Genomic DNA, 16,586 nt, shown 5'->3' with positions numbered 1-16,586 from the left:
GCCGGTGCCTACGCGGTGGGCGCGACCAGGCGGTAGCCGACACCCCGCACGGTCTCGATGAGGGCGGGCATGCGCAACTTGGAGCGCAGCGAGGCGACATGGACCTCCAGGGTGCGGCCGGTGCCCTCCCAGTTGGTCTGCCAGACCTCGCTGATGATCTGCTCGCGCCGGAAGACCACGCCGGGTCGCTGGGCGAGCAGGGCGAGCAGGTCGAACTCCTTGCGGGTGAGCGGCACGGCCTCGTCGTCGACGCTGACCCGGCGGGTGGGCAGCTCGATGGTGACGGCGCCGAGCCGCAGGGTGGTGTCCTCGCCGGGGCCGCCCGTCTCGTCGCCGCCGGAGCTGCGCCGGCTGACGGCGTGGATCCGGGCCAGCAGCTCGCCGGTGTCGTAGGGCTTGACCACGTAGTCGTCCGCGCCGAGGTTGAGGCCGTGGATCCGGGAGCGCACGTCGGCCCGGGCGGTGACCATGATGACCGGGGTGCTGGTGAGCTTCCGGATGCGGCCGCAGACCTGGTAGCCGTCCTGGTCGGGCAGTCCGAGGTCGAGCAGGATCACCCCGTACGAGGGGCGCTCGCCGTGCGCGGCGGGCAGCACGGCCTGCAGCGCCTCCTCGCCGTTGCGGGCGTGGGTGACGGCGAAGCCGTGCCGGGACAGGATCGCGGAGAGCGCGGCGGCGACGTGGTCGTCGTCCTCGACGAGCAGCAGTCTCATGGAGCCCTCCTTCGTGATCGCGTGCGCGCTCGTGGCGGGGCACGGGGTGGATGCGCGGGTGATGACTATCTGTGTACCAGGGCGGGAACAGCGGGGCCATCCCGTTCACGCAGAGTGTCCGGATGCGACCGTATCGTTATGCTCAAACTTCGCTCAGATGTGGTGACGCCCCTCCGCCCCGCTCTCTAGTGTCCTCCCCAACCGAGCAGGACGGAGCGAGGAGCCGATGAGCGGAGTGTCAGTGACCAAGGGTTCGGAGGACGCCGTACCGGCCACGGACGACCTGGTCGTGCTGTCCGACGTGAACAAGCACTTCGGCGCCCTGCACGTGCTGCAGGACATCGACCTGACGATCCACCGGGGCGAGGTCGTGGTGGTCATCGGCCCGTCGGGGTCCGGCAAGTCCACGCTGTGCCGCACCATCAACCGGCTGGAGACGATCGACTCCGGCAGCATCACCATCGACGGGAAGCCGCTGCCCCAGGAGGGCAGGGAGCTGGCCCGGCTGCGGTCGGACGTCGGCATGGTCTTCCAGTCGTTCAACCTCTTCGCGCACAAGACGGTGCTCGAGAACGTGATGCTCGGGCAGGTCAAGGTCCGCCGGACGGAGAAGAAGGCGGCCGAGGCCAAGGCCCGCGCGCTGCTCGACCGGGTCGGTGTCGGCACCCAGGCCGACAAGTACCCGGCGCAGCTCTCCGGCGGGCAGCAGCAGCGCGTGGCCATCGCCCGCGCGCTGGCGATGGACCCCAAGGTCATCCTGTTCGACGAGCCGACCTCGGCCCTCGACCCGGAGATGATCAACGAGGTCCTGGAGGTCATGCAGCAGCTGGCCCAGGAGGGCATGACGATGGTGGTCGTCACCCACGAGATGGGCTTCGCCCGCTCCGCCGCCAACCGGGTCGTGTTCATGGCCGACGGCCGGATCGTGGAGCAGGCCAGCCCCGACGAGTTCTTCAGCAACCCGCGCAGCGACCGCGCCAAGGACTTCCTGTCGAAGATCCTGCACCACTGAGTGCACGCCTGAGTTCACGCCTGAGTGCGCCGCACCGCACCCGGAACTCCTGAGTGACAGCGAGCGACTTGCTGCACACTGACGATCAACCACCCACGACCTGAGGGATGTTCACGATGAAGCTCCGCAAGACCGCGGCCGTGGCCGTCGCCGTGCTCGCACTGACCGCGACCGCCTGTGGCGGCAAGGAGGGCTCGGCCGGCGACAAGCCCGCCACGAAGCCGGGCGACGCCGGCGCGCCGAAGCTCCCCACGTACACCGTCGCCAGCGGCGTGAGCCTGGACTCGCCCACCTTCAAGAAGGCCAAGGAGCGCGGCAAGCTGATCATCGGCTCCAAGGCCGACCAGCCGTACCTCGGCTTCGAGGACCAGGCCACGAAGAAGCGCTCCGGCTTCGACATCGAGATCGCCAAGATGATCGCCGCCGAGCTGGGCTTCTCCGAGGACCAGATCGAGTGGAAGACGGTCGACTCCAAGCTCCGCGAGACCGCGATCTCCACCGGGCAGGTCGACTACTACGTCGGCACCTACACCATCAACGACAAGCGCAAGGCGCAGGTCGGCTTCGCGGGCCCGTACTACAAGGCCGGCGCCGACCTCCTGGTCCGCAAGGACGAGACCGCCATCACCGGGCCGACCGCCGTCAAGGGCAAGAAGGTCTGCTCGATCACGGGCTCCACCCCGCTCCAGGAGATCAAGAAGCCGGAGTACGGCGCGGAGACCGTCGAGCTCGGCAAGTACTCCGACTGCGTGCAGCAGCTGCTCACCAAGCAGGTCGACGCCGTCACCACCGACGACTCGATCCTCAAGGGCTACGCGGCCGCCAACGCCGGCAAGCTCAAGGTCGTCGGCAAGCCGTTCACCGAGGAGCCCTACGGCATCGGCATGAACAAGGACGACAAGGTCCTGCGCACCAAGGTGAACGACATCCTGGAGAAGTTCGAGAAGGACGGCACCTACAAGAAGATCTACGAGGCCACCCTCGGTCTCTCGGGCTCGGCCTACACCGAGCCGCCGGCGGTCGTCCGCTACTGAACCGGCGTGAGCGCCCCGTAGCCCCGTCCCCCTCCCCTCGGGGCTGCGGGGCGCCCCGCCCCCTGCCCGAACGCACGCAAGCCCGCCGCCGACTGCCGACGCGGAGTCCTCATGAACGTACTGCTCGACCATTTCGCGGAGTTCCGCAACGGATTCATAGGAACCGTGGAGATCACCGCCGTCAGCTCGGTGATCGCGCTGGTCCTCGGCATCGTCGTGGCCGGCTTCCGGGTCTCCCCCGTCCCCCCGCTGCGCGCCTTCGGCACCGCGTGGGTGACGCTGCTCCGCAACACCCCGCTGACGCTGCTCTTCCTGGTCTCCTTCTTCGTGGTCCCGGAGATCCTCTTCCCGGGCATGAGCCCCTTCGTGCTCGCCTCCCTGGCGCTCGGCTTCTACACCTCCTCGTTCGTGTGCGAGGCCGTCCGCTCCGGCATCAGCACCGTGCCGCTCGGCCAGGCCGAGGCCGCCCGCTCGCTCGGACTGACCTTCTCGCAGACGCTGCGCCTGGTCGTGCTGCCGCAGGCCACCCGCACCGTGCTGCCGCCGCTCAGCTCGATCTTCATCGCCCTGACCAAGAACTCGGCCATCGCCGGCGCCTTCAGCGTCACCGAACTCTTCGGCTGGCAGACGCTGATGAGCGAGCAGGGCTACGCGATCATCCCGATCTTCCTCTGGGTGGCCGCCGCCTACCTCGTCATCACCTTCGCCATCAGCGGACTCTTCCGTCTCTTCGAGCGCAACATGGAGGTCGCCCGATGAGCGCCAGCGTTCTCTTCGACGCGCCCGGCCCCAAGGCCAGGGTCCGCAACCGGATCTACGCCGTCGTCGGCAGCCTCGCGATCCTCGCCCTGCTCGCGGTCAGCGTCCTGCGCCTCGCCGACAAGGGGCACCTCGCCCCCGAGATGTGGGACATCTTCAACTACGCGGGCATCCGGCAGAACATCGCCGACGCCCTGCTCGCCACCCTCAAGGCCTTCGGCCTGGCGGCCGTCGGCTCGCTGGTCCTCGGCGTGCTGCTCGCCGTCGCCCGGCTCTCCGACCACGCCCCGGTGCGCTGGACGGCGACCGCCTTCATCGAGGTATTCCGCTCCGTCCCGCTGCTCATCACGATCTTCGCGGTCTGGGTCGCCTTCCTCACCGACTACTCGATGTGGGCGCTGGCGCTCGGCCTGTCCGTCTACAACGGCTGCGTGCAGGCCGAGGTGCTGCGCGCCGGCGTCAACGCGGTGCCGCGCGGCCAGCGCGAGGCGGCCTACGCGCTCGGCATGACCAAGACCCAGGTGATGACGAGCGTCCTGCTGCCGCAGGCGGTCCGCTCGATGCTGCCGACGATCATCAGCCAGCTGGTGGTGACCCTCAAGGACACCTCGCTCGGCTTCGTGATCCTCTACCCCGAGCTCCTCTACTCGGCCCGGCTCATCGCCTCCAACACCCTGGTCAACGGGCAGTACCCGTACGTCTCCGTGATCGTCGTCTTCGGCGCCATCTACATCGCGCTCTGCCTGGCCCTCTCCGCGCTCGCCACCTGGATCGAGCGCCGCGGCCGCCGCGCGAAGACCGGCATCAAGGTCGCCGACCCGGCCGCGACCGCGGTCCTGCCCGCCCAGGCCACCGCGGAGCCCCCGGCGCCCGCCGACGCCCCCGCCGCAGGCCCGGCCGCGGGACCCGCCGACGGCCCTGGCATCTCGAAGAACTGACGGCATGTGACATCATCCGGGGGCAGTGGCGACGCCGCTGCCCCCGCTCACTTGACGCACGCACCCCCAGTGGGTTGCATACGTTCTGTGATCAAGCTCCGGGCGCGCGCCACCCTCCGCTGTGCAACCCGCATGACCGTACGGCCTCGCAAGCCTTCAGGAGCCGCGCCGTGGACCCGGTGATCATCGTGGGCGCGGGGCCCGTCGGCCTCGCGCTCTCCCTCGCTCTGGCCGCCCAGCACGTGCCCAGCGTCGTCCTCGACGAGGGCGCGGGCAAGGAGGAGCCCCGGCCTGCCAGGACCGTGGTGCTCCGGGCCGACATGGCCGCCTTCGTCGAGCGGCTCGGCTGCGCCACCCTGCGTGACGAAGGGGTGCGCTGGGTCGGCTGGCGCGCCATGCGCCGCCGCCAGCAGACCCGGCACGTCCGGCTCGACCTGGGCCTCGGCACCGGCGACGGGGACGGCCCCGACGACGGGTCCGCCGGAGCGCCCGCCGCGCCGCTGCACGTCACCCAGCACGCCCTGGCCCGCGGACTGCGCGACGCCATCGCCCGGCAGGACCTGATCACCCTCGTGCCCGGGTCCCGGGTCGACACCGTCGAGCAGGACGCGCACGGCGTCAGCGCCCACACCCGCGGCCCGGACGGCACCTGGTGGCGCGGCAGCCACCTGGTCGGCTGCGACGGCGCCCGGTCCACCGTGCGCAAGCTGCTGGGCATCCGCTTCCCCGGCCGGACCGCCGTGGAGCGGCACGCGGTCGCCGCGCTGCGCACCGAACTCCCCTGGGCCGGCGAGGCCCTGCTGCACCGTCAGCCGCCGTGGCGCAGCGCGGGCGACGAGGTCAGCGCCCGGCCGCTGCCGGACGGGGTCTGGCGGATCGACTGGCTGCTGCCGCCACGCGGCGAACTGGTCACCCCCGACGCGCTCGTGACCCGCATCCGGGACACCCTGGCCGGCTGGTGCGAGGGCGTCACCCCGGCGTACGACCTGATCGACACCGGCGTCCACACCGTGCACCACCGGCTCGCCCGGCGCTGGCGGGTGGACCGGGTCTTCCTGGCCGGCGACGCGGCGCACCTGCTGGGCGCGGTCGGCACCCAGAACCTCGACGAGGGGCTGCGGGACGTCGACAACCTGGCGTGGAAGGTGGCCCACGCCTGGCACCACCGGGACGCCTCGCCGGTGCTGCTCGACAGCTACCAGAGCGAGCGCCGGGCCGCCGTCGCCGGTCTGCTGCGCGCCGCCGACCAGGCCCTCCCGGTGCTCCGGGGCGGCCGGGGGCTGCGCACGATGCTGCCCGGCGGCGGCCGCAGCCACGACGTCCTGCTCACCGACGGGCACCTGGGTCGCGGGCCGTTGGGCGCGCTGCCCGCCTATCCGCACTCGCCGCTGGCGCCCGAGCCGTCCGAGGGCCGCATCCCGGTGGGCACCCCGGACGGCGGTCCGGTGGAGGACGTCCGGGTGACCGCGCCCGACGGCACGACCGTACGGCTGCGCGACCGCCTCGGCCTGGGCCGGCTCCTGGTGCTCCTGGTCGCCCCGGGCACCGGGGTGTGGGACCGGCGGCACTGGGTGAGCGCGGGCGTGATGCCGCGGCTCGCCGAGGCCGTGGACGCCCTGCCGGCCCCGGCCGAGCTCCTGGTCACCGAGGCCTACCCGGGCGCCCCGGCGCACGCGGTGCTGCTCGTCCGCCCGGACGGGCACCTGGCCGCGGCCTTCGCCGGGGTGCGCCCGGAGGAGCTACACGCGGCGGCCGACGCGGTACGGGGCGGGGCCCCGGAGACGGCGGAGGCGGAGGCGGAGGCGGGCGGGCCGGGGGCCGGGGCGGAGGAGCCCGCGGGCACGGCCGCCCGTACCGCGGACGTCAATTGACCCCGACCGGAGTGCGTGGTGTACTCCGGAGCGTGACCGACACCGATGTGCGCCTGTGGCGGAGGGTCCATGTGGACCTGATCCGCTACGCGGGCTGCGTGTGTCGTCCGTCCTGCTGAATTCGCCTCCCCTCTGACGGCTTTCGCGCGCGCCCCCGTGGGTCCGCGCGCTTTCGCGAACCCAGGACGGTCCCCCGTGCCCTCGACGCAGCGCCCCTCCGCGCCCGTTTCCACCCCCGCCCCCGCAGGGGCCTCCTCGGCCCCGACCGAGGCCGAACTCCTCGACTTCGTCCGGCGCACCGCCGCCGACGCCGCACTCGTCCTCTCGCTCCCGCTGGACCCGGAGGGCCGCACCTGGGTGCGGCTCGACGGCCCGGGCGGCAGCGAGGCCTGGCTGATCGGCTGGCCCCCGGGCACCGGGACCGGCTGGCACGACCACGCCGAGTCGCTGGGCGCCTTCGCCACCGCGCGCGGCACCCTGCGGGAGAACTCCCTGGCCGTGCGGCTCCCGGCGGACGGCTGGAAGACCCTCGAACTCGCCGACGACATCGACCGCAGCCGCACCCTCCCGGCCGGCCGGGGCCGCGCCTTCGGCCGCCACCACGTGCACGAGGTGCTCAACGAGTCCCCCGTCGAGCACGCGGTCTCGGTGCACGCCTACTACCCGCCGCTGCCGCTGATCCGGCGGTTCAGCCGCACCGGCCCGGTGCTGCGTCTGGAGCAGGTCGAGCGCCCGGAGGACTGGCAGTGAGCGCGGACAACGCGCGGGCGGTGGAACGCATCGGCATCGACGCCCTGTTGGAGCGGGTACGGGACGGGCTCGACCGGCTCGACCCGCGCGCCGCCCACGCGGCCTGGCGGGCCGGTGACGCCCTGCTGGTCGACACCCGCTACGCGGCCCTGCGCGAACGGGACGGGCTGATCCCGGGCGCGCTGGTGGTGGAGCGCAACGAGCTGGAGTGGCGGCTGGACCCGCTCGGCAGCCACCGCGCCCCGGAGGCGGACAGCCACGACCTGCGGGTCGTGGTGTTCTGCAACGAGGGCTACGCCTCGTCGCTCGCCGCCGAGTCGCTGCGCCGGCTCGGTCTGCACCGCGCGACGGACGTGATCGGCGGCTTCCAGGCCTGGAAGGCAGCGGGCCTCCCGGTCCTGCTCCCGGCCTCGCGCACGGACTAGGAGGGCTTCCGCGCGGCCTGGGCGCGGCCGGCGACCGCGGCGGCGACCGCCGCGCGGTAGCGGGCGCCGTCCGGGCCCCGGTAGAGGTCCCTCCGGTGGTAAGGGGAACGCTCCAGGTGGGGGGCGCTGTCGTGGATGCGGGCGGCGAGGTCCGAGAGGGCGGCGTGCCCGCCGGTGCGGTAGGCCGCCAGCTCCGCGGCGTCGAGGCGGACGAGGACGGAGTCGTCGATCAGGGCGCCGTGGCCGTAGCGGGCGTCGAGGTGGAGGACGCCCCGCTGCTCGACCAGGAACCAGGCCCCCGGTTCGTGGTCGACACAGGTCATCGGCGCCGGGCTCAGAACTCCTCCAGGCCGTCGGTGTCCTCGCCCTCGGCTTCGAGGGCCTGGCGGACCACCCGCAGGGCCATGCCCTCCGGGTACCCCTTGCGGGCGAGCATGCCGGCCAGCCGGCGCAGCCGCCGGTCGCGCTCCAGGCCGCGGGTGGCCCGCAGCTTGCGGTCGACGAGCTCGCGGGCCCGGGCCTCCTCCTGCTCGGAGTCGAGCCGCTCGACCGCTTCCTGGATCAGGGTGGGGTCGACGCCCTTGGTGCGCAGCTCCCGGGCGAGCGCGCGACGGGCGAGGCCCCGGCCGTGGTGGCGGGACTCGACCCAGGCCCCGGCGAAGGCGGCGTCGTCGATGAGACCGACGTCCTCGAACCGGGAGAGCACCTCGTCGGCGATCTCGTCGGGGACGTCCCGCTTGCGCAGGGCGTCGGCGAGCTGCTTGCGGGTGCGGGGGGTCCCGGTGAGCAGGCGCAGGCAGATCGCCCGCGCCCGCTCAGCCGGATCCTGGGACGACAGCTCCTTCTCGGCCCTCGACGAGTCGGGGCTGTCGTCCGGCCATTCGGTGCGACCGGTCACCGGGTCAGCTCTTGGCCGCGGTGGCCTTGGTCGCCTTGGCGGCCTTCGCCGGGGCCGGGACGGCCTTGGCCGCGTCGTCGGCGCCCGCGGCGGCGTCGGTGCCGCCCGCCGCGTCCGCACCCGGCTCGGCCGAGGGCTCCTCGGGCCGGACGCCGACGCCCAGCTTCTCCTTGATCTTCTTCTCGATCTCGTTGGCGAGGTCGGGGTTGTCCTTCAGGAAGTTGCGGGCGTTCTCCTTGCCCTGGCCGAGCTGGTCGCCCTCGTAGGTGTACCAGGCACCGGCCTTGCGGACGAAGCCGTGCTCGACGCCCATGTCGATCAGGCCGCCCTCACGGCTGATGCCCTGGCCGTAGAGGATGTCGAACTCGGCCTGCTTGAACGGCGGCGCGACCTTGTTCTTGACGACCTTGCAGCGGGTGCGGTTGCCGACCGCCTCGGTGCCGTCCTTCAGGGTCTCGATGCGGCGGATGTCGATGCGCACGGAGGCGTAGAACTTCAGCGCGCGGCCACCGGTCGTGGTCTCCGGCGAGCCGAACATGACGCCGATCTTCTCGCGGAGCTGGTTGATGAAGATCGCGGTGGTCTTCGACTGGTTGAGCGCGCTGGTGATCTTCCGGAGCGCCTGGCTCATGAGGCGGGCCTGGAGGCCGACGTGGGAGTCGCCCATCTCGCCCTCGATCTCCGCGCGCGGGACGAGCGCGGCGACGGAGTCGATGACGATGAGGTCGAGCGCGCCGGAGCGGACCAGCATGTCGACGATCTCCAGGGCCTGCTCGCCGTTGTCCGGCTGGGACAGGATCAGGTTGTCGACGTCGACGCCCAGCTTGCGGGCGTACTCCGGGTCGAGGGCGTGCTCGGCGTCCACGAAGGCGACCTGGCCGCCGGCCTTCTGCGCGTTGGCCACGGCGTGCAGGGTCAGGGTCGTCTTGCCGGAGGACTCCGGGCCGTAGATCTCGACGACACGGCCGCGCGGCAGGCCGCCGACGCCGAGGGCGACGTCGAGGGCGGTCGACCCGGTCGGGATGACCTCGATCGGCTCCTTCGAGCGCTCGCCCATGCGCATGACGGCACCCTTGCCGAATTGCCGTTCAATCTGTGCGAGCGCGGCGTCGAGCGCCTTCTCGCGGTCGGTTCCTGCCATGGGTTCCACCCGGTTTGCTTGAGTCGATCGCTTCATGGGAAAGACGCTAACCCCTGCCACTGACAACGGGCTCCGACGTCCCTCCCGGCCTGTGGACAACTCGGCGACAACCCCGTGTTCCCAAGGCCCTGCACCCCCATATGAATGGATGTTCGATTTCCGTGTCAAGCGCACCACGCCGGTGTCCCGCAAGGCCGCCGGACCCGTGCCTATGCTTCGGACCATGCCCCTCAGCCTCCGGTCGCGCGACCTCCGCGACGCCCTCGTGGCGCTCGTCGTGTTCCTCGTCACGGCGGTCTGGACGCTGGTCGTGGCGCACTACCGGCCGGAGCCGGCCGGGCGCGCCGCCGTCGGCTGGGCGCTGATCCTGATCGGCTGCGGGGCGCTGGTGCCGCGCCGCCGGCAGCCCGTGGCGGTGGCCGTGGTCACCCTGCTGGCCTGCGCCGTCTACTACCCGCTGTCCGCCCAGGACGGCCCGCTGCTCATCGCCTTCGCGGTCGCGCTCTACACCACCGCGGCCGAGGGCCGGTTCGCCGCCGCCGTCGCGCTGGCGGCCGTGGCGCTGCTCGCTGCCGGCCTCGGCGAGGTCCGGCAGCAGCCGGGGCACCGGCAGATCGACGACACCTCGCTGGCGATGATGGCCGGCTGGCTGATCAGCCTGGTCGCGGTCGGCCGCGCCCAGCGCGACCGGGCCGCCTATCTGCGCGAGGTCGAGCGGCGGGCCCTGGCCGCCGAGCGCGAGCAGGAGGCCCGGGCCCGGCAGAGCGCCACCGAGGAGCGGCTGCGGATCGCCCGCGAGCTGCACGACATCCTCGGCCACAGCGTCTCGCTGATCAACGTGCAGTCCGGGGCCGCGCTGCACCGGCTCGGCAAGAAGCCGCCCGCCGCGCAGGGCTTGGCCACCGCCGAGGAGGCGCTGCGGGCGGTCCGGGACACCAGCAAGGAGGCGCTGCGCGAGCTGCGCGCCACCCTCGGGGTGCTGCGCCGGGCCGACGAGCCGGCGCCGACCGCCCCGGCCTCCGGGCTCGCGCTGCTCCCCGAGCTGCTGGCCCGGGCCGCCGGCACCGGCCTTGAGGTGCGCACCCGGGTCGAGGGGACGCCGGTGCCGCTGCCGCCGCCGCTCGACCTCGCCGCGTACCGGATCGTGCAGGAGTCGCTGACCAACGTGACCCGGCACGCGGAGGCCCGCTCCGTGCTCGTGGCGCTCGACTGGGGCGGCGACGCGCTGCGGCTGTGCGTCGAGGACGACGGCCGGGGCGCGGCCGGCGAGCCGCCGGGCAGCGGCATCCGGGGCATGGCCGAGCGGGCCCGCGCCTTCGGCGGCGAGCTGACGGCCCGTGCCGTGCCCGGCGGTTTCCGGGTCGACGCCCGGCTCCCGCTCCCGCCGCCCGCGCCCGGCTCCGCCACCGCGCCGACGCCCGCACCGAAACCACCGCCCGAGGGGGACCCCGCATGATCCGCGTCGTGCTCGCCGACGACCAGACCCTGGTCCGGGCGGGCTTCCGCTCGATCCTGGCCGACGAGGAGGACATCGAGGTGGTCGGCGAGGCCGCCGACGGCGAGCGGGCCGTCGCGCTCGCCCGCGAGCTGCGCCCGGACGTGGTCCTGATGGACGTCCGGATGCCGGTCCTGGACGGCCTGGAGGCCACCCGCCGGATCACCGCGGACGCCGCGCTCGAAGGGGTGCGGGTGGTCATCCTCACCACCTTCGACGTCGACGACTACGTGTACGGGGCGCTGCGCGCCGGCGCGAGCGGCTTCCTGGTGAAGGACACCGAGCCGGAGGAGCTGCTGCACGGGGTGCGGGTGGTGGCGCGCGGCGACGCGCTGATCGCCCCGGCGGTGACCCGCCGGCTGATCGCCGAGTTCGCGGGCCGCGCGCCCCGCCCGGACCCGGGCCCCCGGCTGGGCGCCCTGACCGAGCGGGAGCGGGAGGTGCTGGGCCTGGTCGGGGCGGGGCTCTCCAACGACGAGATCGCCCGCCGCCTGGTGCTCTCCCCCGCGACCGCCAAGACCCATGTCAGCCGGATCATGACCAAGCTGGACGTCAGGGACCGGGCGCAGCTGGTGATCCTGGCGTACGAGTCGGGAATGATCACCCCGGGCTGGCTGGCCTGACGGGCGCCCGACACGGGTCGGACCCCTAGGGGTCGAGGGGGGCGGGCCGCAACTCCTGGGGTACGGCGGCGGCCGGAGCCGCAACCCGTGGGGTAGGGACGGTGTCCACCGGCGGCCGACGCGCCGGCCGGGGCCGTGCGCCGACGCTTGCGGGGTGAATCCCGACGTACTCGATCTCGCGCGGCTGCAGTTCGCCCTGACCGCGGGCGGACACTTCCTCTTCGTCGCCCTCACCCTGGGGCTCGCGACGGTCGTCGCCGTGCTCCAGACCCGGGCGACCCTCACCGGAAAGCCGCTGCACGCGCGCATGGTGCGGTTCTGGGGTCAGCTGTACGTGATCAACTACGCGGTCGGGATCGTCACCGGCATCGTGATGGAGTTCCAGTTCGGAATGAGCTGGAGCGGGCTCACCCACTACGCGGGGGACGTCTTCGGCGCCTCCCTCGCGGTCGAGACGCTCGTGGCCTTCTTCGTCGAGTCGACCTTCCTCGGGCTGTGGATCTTCGGCTGGCACCGGCTGGGCCGCTGGGCGCACCTGGCCGCGATCTGGATCGTGACGCTCACCGCCTACCTGTCGGCCTACTGGATCCTGGTCTCCAACGGCTTCCTCAACCATCCGGTCGGCCACCGCGCGGAGGGCGGGAAGCTGGTCCTGGACGACCCGGTGGCCCTGCTCGCCAACCCGTCCGCGCTGCTCGCCTTCGGGCACGTGGTGGCGGGGGCGCTGCTCACGGCCGGCTTCTTCATGGCGGGCGTGAGCGCCTACCACCTGTTCCGGCGGACCCCGGAGTGGGAGTTCTTCGGCAGCGGCCTGCGGACCGGTGTCTTCCTGTCGTTCCCCGCGCTCATGGTGACGGCGGTCTTCGGCGGACTGCAGTTCTCCTCGCTCGCGAGCCTCCAGCCGATGAAGTCGGCGGTCTTCGGGCAGCGGACGGCGGAGATCGCCCGGCTCCAGGCGGAGCTGGTGGACCGTTTCGGCCCCGGCGACTACGCGCCGCCGGCCGCGCTGACCCGCGGCGCCGGGCTGGTCATGCTCCTCTGCTTCGCCCTGATGATGTACTTCGCCTTCGCGGGTGTGATCCTGGCCTGCTTCAAGAGAGCGGTCTTCCGTTTCCGGCTCTGGCACCTGGCCCTGATGGCCGCCGTGCCGCTGCCGTACCTGGCGATGATCAGCGGCTGGGTGTTCCGCGAGGCGGGCCGCCAGCCCTGGGTGGTGTACGGACTGCTGCGGACCGAGGACGCGGTCTCGGGCCTGTCCCCGGGCGCGATGCGCCTCTCGCTCGTGGTGTTCGCGACGCTCTTCGCGCTGCTCGCGGTCCTCAACGCCTGGCTGCTCGCCCGGCACGCGCGCCGCGGCCCGGTCGACGCCGGGCTCGGTCACGACGAACGGGCCGGCCGGGACGCGCCGGACCCGGCCGCCGCGCTGCCCGCGCCCCGCTACTGAACCGTCCGACCGCACCCGCCCGACCCGCTCCCGCCCCGCCGGGGCCCGCGCACCCCAGGAAGGAGTCCCGCGACCGTGGACACCCTCGCCCTCGCCCTGCTCGCCCTCTTCGCCTCCGGCTGGTTCGTGCTGGGCGGCGCGGACATCGGCACCGGCATGCTCACGCCCTACCTGGGCCGGGACGACCGGGAGCGGCGGCTGGTGATCGCCGCCTTCGCGCCGTTCTTCCTGGCGAACGAGGTGTGGCTGGTCGCCCTGGCGGGCGTCCTCGCCGGCTGTTTCCCGGAGCTGGAGGGCCGGCTGCTCACCGGCCGGCTGCCGGTGCTCGTGGCGCTGCTCGCCGCCCTGGTCGTCAGGGACCTCGGCCTGTGGACCCGGCAGCGCGGCCCCGGTCCGCGCTGGCGGGCGCTGTGCGACGGCGCCGTGACCGCCGGCAGCTGGGGCCTGGCGCTGGCCACCGGCTGGCTGCTCGCGTCCCTGCTCACCGGCCGCCCGTACGAGCCGGCCGGCGGGCCCGCCGCCGTGCTCACCGCGCTCGCGGTGGCCGCGCTGTGCCTCGCGCACGGCCTCGGCTTCGCCGCCCTGCGCCTGACGGGTGTGCCGTACGAGCGGGCCAGGCGGCTCGTCGGACGGACGGGCCGCCCCTGGCACCCCTTCGCGCTCACGGCGGTGCTGCTCGGCGGGCTGCCGCTCGCGGCGGGCGGCGTCCTGACACCGACCGCGCACACCGCGGGCCCGGCCACCCTGCGGCTGCTCGTGCCGGTGCTGCTCGCCGTCACGGTGCCGATGCTGGGCGTCCAGGCCTGGCTGCGGCGCCTGTTCCGGGACCGGGTGACCGCCCCGACCTACTTCTGAGCGCCGCCCGCGCCGCCCGCCCCGGCCGGGTCGCCGTCCGCTCCGGGCTGCTCCTTCTTCGAGTGCAGCGCCTTCTGGAGCCGGGCGACGACCGCCTCCCCGTAGCGCCGGTGGCCGTGCACGCGGGGGTCGTCGGTGACGTCGTACCGCTTCACATAGGCGCCGAGGAAGGCCTGCAGGGTGGCGACGGCGGGGATGGCGATCAGGGCGCCGACGGCGCCGAGCAGGGCGGTGCCGGCGATCACCGAGCCGAAGGCCACGGCCGGGTGGATGTCCACGGTCTTCGAGGTGAGCTTGGGCTGCAGCATGTAGTTCTCGAACTGCTGGTAGACCACGACGAAGACCAGCACCCACAGCGCGTACCAGGGGTCCACGGTGAAGGCGATCAGCATCGGCAGGGCGCCCGCCAGATAGGTGCCGATGGTCGGGATGAACTGCGAGACCAGGCCCACCCACACGGCCAGCGCGGGCGCGTAGGGCACCCCCAGGATCTCGAAGAGCACGAAGTGGGCGACGCCGGAGATCAGCGCCATCAGGCCTCGCGAGTAGAGGTAGCCGCCGGTCTTGTCGACGGCGATCTCCCAGGCCCGCAGCACCTCGGTCTGCTTGGCCGGCGGCAGCACCGAGCACAGGGCGCGGCGCAGCCGGGGCCCGTCGGCGGCGAAGTAGAAGGCGAAGAGGAAGATCGTCAGCAGCTTGAAGAGCCCGCCGAGCAGGGTCGCGGAGACGTCGAGCACTCCGGCGGCGCTGTTCTGCACGTACTTCTGCAGCCAGCCGGAGCGCAGCACGCTGTCCTGCACCTCGACCCGGGACAGCTCGGTGTGGAAGTGCTGGTTGGCCCAGTTGATCAGCGAGTCGAGGTACTTCGGGAAGTTCTCGACCATGTCGACGATCTGGCCGGCCAGCATCGAGCCGAGGAGCACCACGAATCCGACGCCGACGACCAGGACGCCGAAGAAGACGATGAAGGTGGCGAGCCCGCGCCGCATCCCGCGCGCCGCCATCCGTCCGACGGCCGGCTCGATGGCGAGGGCCAGGAAGAAGGCGAGCAGGACGTTGACGAGCAGCCCGACGAGCTGGTGGAAGGCCCAGCTGCCGAGCTGGAAGCAGGCGTAGAGGGCGAGCGCGAGCACCAGCGCCCGGGGCAGCCAGCGCGGCATCCGCGCCTTCGCGGCGGCGGGGGCGCCGGCCGGTCCGGCGCCGAGCCCCGCCGTCCCGGGAACGGTCGGGTCGGGTGCGTCGGTCGGGTCGCTCGCGTCCATGGGGGCGTTGGGGTCGATCGGGTCGTTGGGGTCGTCGCTCTCGGCGTTCACGTCAGTCGGGGCCACCCCGCCAGTCTCGCGCACCGCGCGGACATTCCGGCCCGGAGCCGTCAGATCATCTGTTCTCGGCGGGCACGCCGACGGCCGCGCAGACCGCTTTCCAGACGTCCCTGGCCTCCCAGCCCGCGTCGAGCGCCTGGTGCACGGTGCGCCCGCCCAGTTCCGTCATCACGTGGTCCCGGGCGAAGGACTCCACGTAGGCCGGACCGAAGTGCTCGGTCATCCGTTCCCAGAAAATCGTCAACCGCATGACCCCAGTATCCCGCCCTGACGAGTGCAGCCCGGGCCGAAGGCCTTGTCAGCCGCGCTTTTCCTCCTACGGTCGGAACATGGCCGGAAATCCTCCCGAAAACCCCGCTCCGTCCGCGTCGCGGCCGTCTCCGCTGGCGCGGGCCGAGCAGTTCGTCTGGCTGACTGCCCGCGTGCTCGAACAGCGCCGGTTCGCCTACCACTTCCTGCGCGGCGGCGCGGACCCCGTCGAGACCGCGCTGGCCGCGTACCTCAACGAGGACGGCGGCTACGGCCACGCCCTCGAACCGGATCTGCGCGGGCCGGTCAGCCAGCCGCTGCACACGGCGCACGCGCTGCGGGTGCTCGACTCCATCGGGCGCTGCGGCGGGCCGCGGATCGAGCGGATCTGCCGCTATCTGACCGAGGTGTCCACGCACGACGGCGCCCTGCCGGCCGTGCACCCCTCGCAGCGCGGCTATCCGGCGGCGCCGTTCGTCCCGGTGGTGGACGACCCGCCGAGCGAGCTGCTCGCCACCGGTCCCGTGGTCGGTCTGCTGCACCGCAACCAGGTCTGGCACGCCTGGCTGTTCCGGGCCACCGAGTTCTGCTGGGCGGCCGTGGACGGGCTCGAGAAGTCGCATCCGTACGAGATCCAGGCCGCCGTCGCCTTCCTCGACGGGGTCCCGGACCGGGCCAGGGCCCAGGCGGCGAGCGACCGGCTCGGGCGGCTGGTGCGCGAGAACGGCCTCGCGGTGCTCGACCCGGACCGGCCCGGCGACTTCCCCGTCGCCGAGGGCTACGCGCCGGAGGAGCGCCACTACCCGTACGACTACGCGCGCGTGCCGGACTCGCTGGCCCGCCGCTGGTTCACGGACGAGGAGATGGCCCGCTCCCTGGACCACCTGGCGGCGCAGCAGCAGGAGGACGGCGGCTGGCCGATCACCTGGCGGCAGTGGGCGCCGGGCAGCGCCCTGGAGGCGCGTCCGATGGTCACCGTGGAGGCCCTGCGCACCCTGCGCGCGCACGGCCGGTCGATCGGCTGAGGCACTGGGCGCCCCGGCCCCGGCCCGGTACC

The 16,586-nt window shown here is 73.1% G+C and carries 19 protein-coding genes; 13 read left to right on the top strand and 6 right to left on the bottom strand.

The window, feature by feature from the left end:
• Positions 1 to 8 precede the first annotated feature (8 nt).
• Entirely contained in the window at positions 9 to 713 is a 705-nt protein-coding gene (locus ACIGW2_RS18940) for a response regulator transcription factor (RefSeq protein ID WP_391653650.1), read from the bottom strand.
• Positions 714 to 939: 226 nt separating this feature from the next.
• Here ACIGW2_RS18940 and ACIGW2_RS18935 point away from each other — a divergent pair, with 226 nt between their 5' ends.
• From ACIGW2_RS18935 to ACIGW2_RS18900, 8 genes are all read left to right on the top strand, one after another.
• On the top strand, positions 940 to 1,725 hold the full coding sequence (locus tag ACIGW2_RS18935) for an amino acid ABC transporter ATP-binding protein (RefSeq protein WP_356069079.1): 786 nt from the start codon (positions 940 to 942) through the stop codon (positions 1,723 to 1,725).
• A gap of 116 nt (positions 1,726 to 1,841) precedes the next feature.
• Positions 1,842 to 2,759, top strand: coding sequence for a glutamate ABC transporter substrate-binding protein (locus ACIGW2_RS18930; protein ID WP_361589973.1), 918 nt, complete (start codon positions 1,842 to 1,844; stop codon positions 2,757 to 2,759).
• A 111-nt stretch (positions 2,760 to 2,870) separates the two neighbouring features.
• Entirely contained in the window at positions 2,871 to 3,518 is a 648-nt protein-coding gene (locus tag ACIGW2_RS18925; RefSeq protein ID WP_399844552.1) for an amino acid ABC transporter permease, read from the top strand.
• Positions 3,515 to 4,456, top strand: coding sequence for an amino acid ABC transporter permease (locus ACIGW2_RS18920; RefSeq protein ID WP_361589970.1), 942 nt, complete (start codon positions 3,515 to 3,517; stop codon positions 4,454 to 4,456). Before ACIGW2_RS18925 ends, ACIGW2_RS18920 begins: the two co-directional genes overlap by 4 nt.
• 170 nt (positions 4,457 to 4,626) lie before the next feature.
• Complete coding sequence (locus ACIGW2_RS18915) at positions 4,627 to 6,327, top strand: FAD-dependent monooxygenase (RefSeq protein ID WP_399844550.1); 1,701 nt, start codon at positions 4,627 to 4,629, stop codon at positions 6,325 to 6,327.
• A gap of 11 nt (positions 6,328 to 6,338) precedes the next feature.
• Positions 6,339 to 6,446: a putative leader peptide gene (locus tag ACIGW2_RS18910; protein WP_356069063.1), complete on the top strand. Its 108-nt coding sequence runs from the start codon at positions 6,339 to 6,341 to the stop codon at positions 6,444 to 6,446.
• A gap of 76 nt (positions 6,447 to 6,522) precedes the next feature.
• A complete protein-coding gene (locus ACIGW2_RS18905) occupies positions 6,523 to 7,077 on the top strand; it encodes a cysteine dioxygenase (protein WP_399844548.1) in 555 nt (184 codons plus the stop codon).
• Positions 7,074 to 7,502 carry a rhodanese-like domain-containing protein gene (locus ACIGW2_RS18900; RefSeq protein ID WP_399844547.1) on the top strand — a complete coding sequence of 143 codons (429 nt, stop codon included), beginning with the start codon at positions 7,074 to 7,076 and terminating at the stop codon, positions 7,500 to 7,502. The genes ACIGW2_RS18905 and ACIGW2_RS18900 overlap by 4 nt, the downstream gene beginning before the upstream one ends.
• Here the strand turns inward: ACIGW2_RS18900 and ACIGW2_RS18895 are convergent.
• From ACIGW2_RS18895 to recA, 3 genes are read right to left on the bottom strand one after another with little or no spacing between them, the layout of a single operon-like run.
• The gene (locus ACIGW2_RS18895; protein WP_399844545.1) at positions 7,499 to 7,825 is read right to left on the bottom strand and encodes a hypothetical protein; all 327 of its coding nucleotides are present in this window, start codon (positions 7,823 to 7,825) and stop codon (positions 7,499 to 7,501) included. The genes ACIGW2_RS18900 and ACIGW2_RS18895 overlap by 4 nt on opposite strands.
• A gap of 11 nt (positions 7,826 to 7,836) precedes the next feature.
• A complete protein-coding gene (recX, locus tag ACIGW2_RS18890) occupies positions 7,837 to 8,400 on the bottom strand; it encodes a recombination regulator RecX (protein ID WP_361589957.1) in 564 nt (187 codons plus the stop codon).
• Between the two features lie 4 nt (positions 8,401 to 8,404).
• The gene (gene recA / locus ACIGW2_RS18885) at positions 8,405 to 9,541 is read right to left on the bottom strand and encodes a recombinase RecA (RefSeq protein WP_361589954.1); all 1,137 of its coding nucleotides are present in this window, start codon (positions 9,539 to 9,541) and stop codon (positions 8,405 to 8,407) included.
• 223 nt (positions 9,542 to 9,764) lie between these two features.
• Between recA and ACIGW2_RS18880 the strand changes: the two genes are divergently transcribed.
• The 4 genes from ACIGW2_RS18880 (at position 9,765) to ACIGW2_RS18865 (ending at position 13,958) form a co-directional block, all read left to right on the top strand.
• Complete coding sequence (locus tag ACIGW2_RS18880; RefSeq protein WP_399844542.1) at positions 9,765 to 10,997, top strand: sensor histidine kinase; 1,233 nt, start codon at positions 9,765 to 9,767, stop codon at positions 10,995 to 10,997.
• Complete coding sequence (locus ACIGW2_RS18875) at positions 10,994 to 11,659, top strand: response regulator (RefSeq protein ID WP_399844540.1); 666 nt, start codon at positions 10,994 to 10,996, stop codon at positions 11,657 to 11,659. Before ACIGW2_RS18880 ends, ACIGW2_RS18875 begins: the two co-directional genes overlap by 4 nt.
• Before the next feature lie 154 nt (positions 11,660 to 11,813).
• The gene (locus ACIGW2_RS18870; protein ID WP_399844538.1) at positions 11,814 to 13,103 is read left to right on the top strand and encodes a cytochrome ubiquinol oxidase subunit I; all 1,290 of its coding nucleotides are present in this window, start codon (positions 11,814 to 11,816) and stop codon (positions 13,101 to 13,103) included.
• Between the two features lie 75 nt (positions 13,104 to 13,178).
• A complete protein-coding gene (locus ACIGW2_RS18865) occupies positions 13,179 to 13,958 on the top strand; it encodes a cytochrome d ubiquinol oxidase subunit II (protein WP_399844536.1) in 780 nt (259 codons plus the stop codon).
• On the opposite strand, the gene ACIGW2_RS18860 is transcribed toward ACIGW2_RS18865, so the two are convergent.
• Complete coding sequence (locus tag ACIGW2_RS18860) at positions 13,949 to 15,118, bottom strand: AI-2E family transporter (protein WP_391653693.1); 1,170 nt, start codon at positions 15,116 to 15,118, stop codon at positions 13,949 to 13,951. The genes ACIGW2_RS18865 and ACIGW2_RS18860 overlap by 10 nt on opposite strands.
• A gap of 217 nt (positions 15,119 to 15,335) precedes the next feature.
• Positions 15,336 to 15,530, bottom strand: a complete 195-nt coding sequence (locus ACIGW2_RS18855; RefSeq protein WP_356069049.1) for a DUF3046 domain-containing protein — start codon at positions 15,528 to 15,530, stop codon at positions 15,336 to 15,338.
• 79 nt (positions 15,531 to 15,609) lie between these two features.
• On the opposite strand from ACIGW2_RS18855, the gene ACIGW2_RS18850 reads away from it, so the two are divergent.
• Complete coding sequence (locus ACIGW2_RS18850; protein ID WP_361589941.1) at positions 15,610 to 16,554, top strand: hypothetical protein; 945 nt, start codon at positions 15,610 to 15,612, stop codon at positions 16,552 to 16,554.
• The last annotated feature ends 32 nt before the right edge of the window (positions 16,555 to 16,586 follow it).

Source organism: Streptomyces sp. NPDC053541 (genome assembly GCF_044544705.1).
Taxonomy (GTDB): Bacteria; Actinomycetota; Actinomycetes; order Streptomycetales; family Streptomycetaceae; genus Streptomyces.
Note: the sequence above shows the minus strand (reverse complement) of the source record. Positions and strands in the feature narration are given on the sequence as shown.

Excerpts from the sequence above, each read along its gene's own strand:
- ACIGW2_RS18940 (WP_391653650.1), bottom strand. The coding sequence starts at position 713 with ATGAGACTGCTGCTCGTCGAGGACGACGACCACGTCGCCGCCGCGCTC.
- ACIGW2_RS18935 (WP_356069079.1), top strand. The coding sequence starts at position 940 with ATGAGCGGAGTGTCAGTGACCAAGGGTTCGGAGGACGCCGTACCGGCC.
- ACIGW2_RS18930 (WP_361589973.1), top strand. The coding sequence starts at position 1,842 with ATGAAGCTCCGCAAGACCGCGGCCGTGGCCGTCGCCGTGCTCGCACTG.
- ACIGW2_RS18925 (WP_399844552.1), top strand. The coding sequence starts at position 2,871 with ATGAACGTACTGCTCGACCATTTCGCGGAGTTCCGCAACGGATTCATA.
- ACIGW2_RS18920 (WP_361589970.1), top strand. The coding sequence starts at position 3,515 with ATGAGCGCCAGCGTTCTCTTCGACGCGCCCGGCCCCAAGGCCAGGGTC.
- ACIGW2_RS18895 (WP_399844545.1), bottom strand. The coding sequence starts at position 7,825 with ATGACCTGTGTCGACCACGAACCGGGGGCCTGGTTCCTGGTCGAGCAG.
- recA (WP_361589954.1), bottom strand. The coding sequence starts at position 9,541 with ATGGCAGGAACCGACCGCGAGAAGGCGCTCGACGCCGCGCTCGCACAG.
- ACIGW2_RS18880 (WP_399844542.1), top strand. The coding sequence starts at position 9,765 with ATGCCCCTCAGCCTCCGGTCGCGCGACCTCCGCGACGCCCTCGTGGCG.
- ACIGW2_RS18875 (WP_399844540.1), top strand. The coding sequence starts at position 10,994 with ATGATCCGCGTCGTGCTCGCCGACGACCAGACCCTGGTCCGGGCGGGC.
- ACIGW2_RS18860 (WP_391653693.1), bottom strand. The coding sequence starts at position 15,118 with ATGCCGCGCTGGCTGCCCCGGGCGCTGGTGCTCGCGCTCGCCCTCTAC.
- ACIGW2_RS18855 (WP_356069049.1), bottom strand. The coding sequence starts at position 15,530 with ATGCGGTTGACGATTTTCTGGGAACGGATGACCGAGCACTTCGGTCCG.
- ACIGW2_RS18850 (WP_361589941.1), top strand. The coding sequence starts at position 15,610 with ATGGCCGGAAATCCTCCCGAAAACCCCGCTCCGTCCGCGTCGCGGCCG.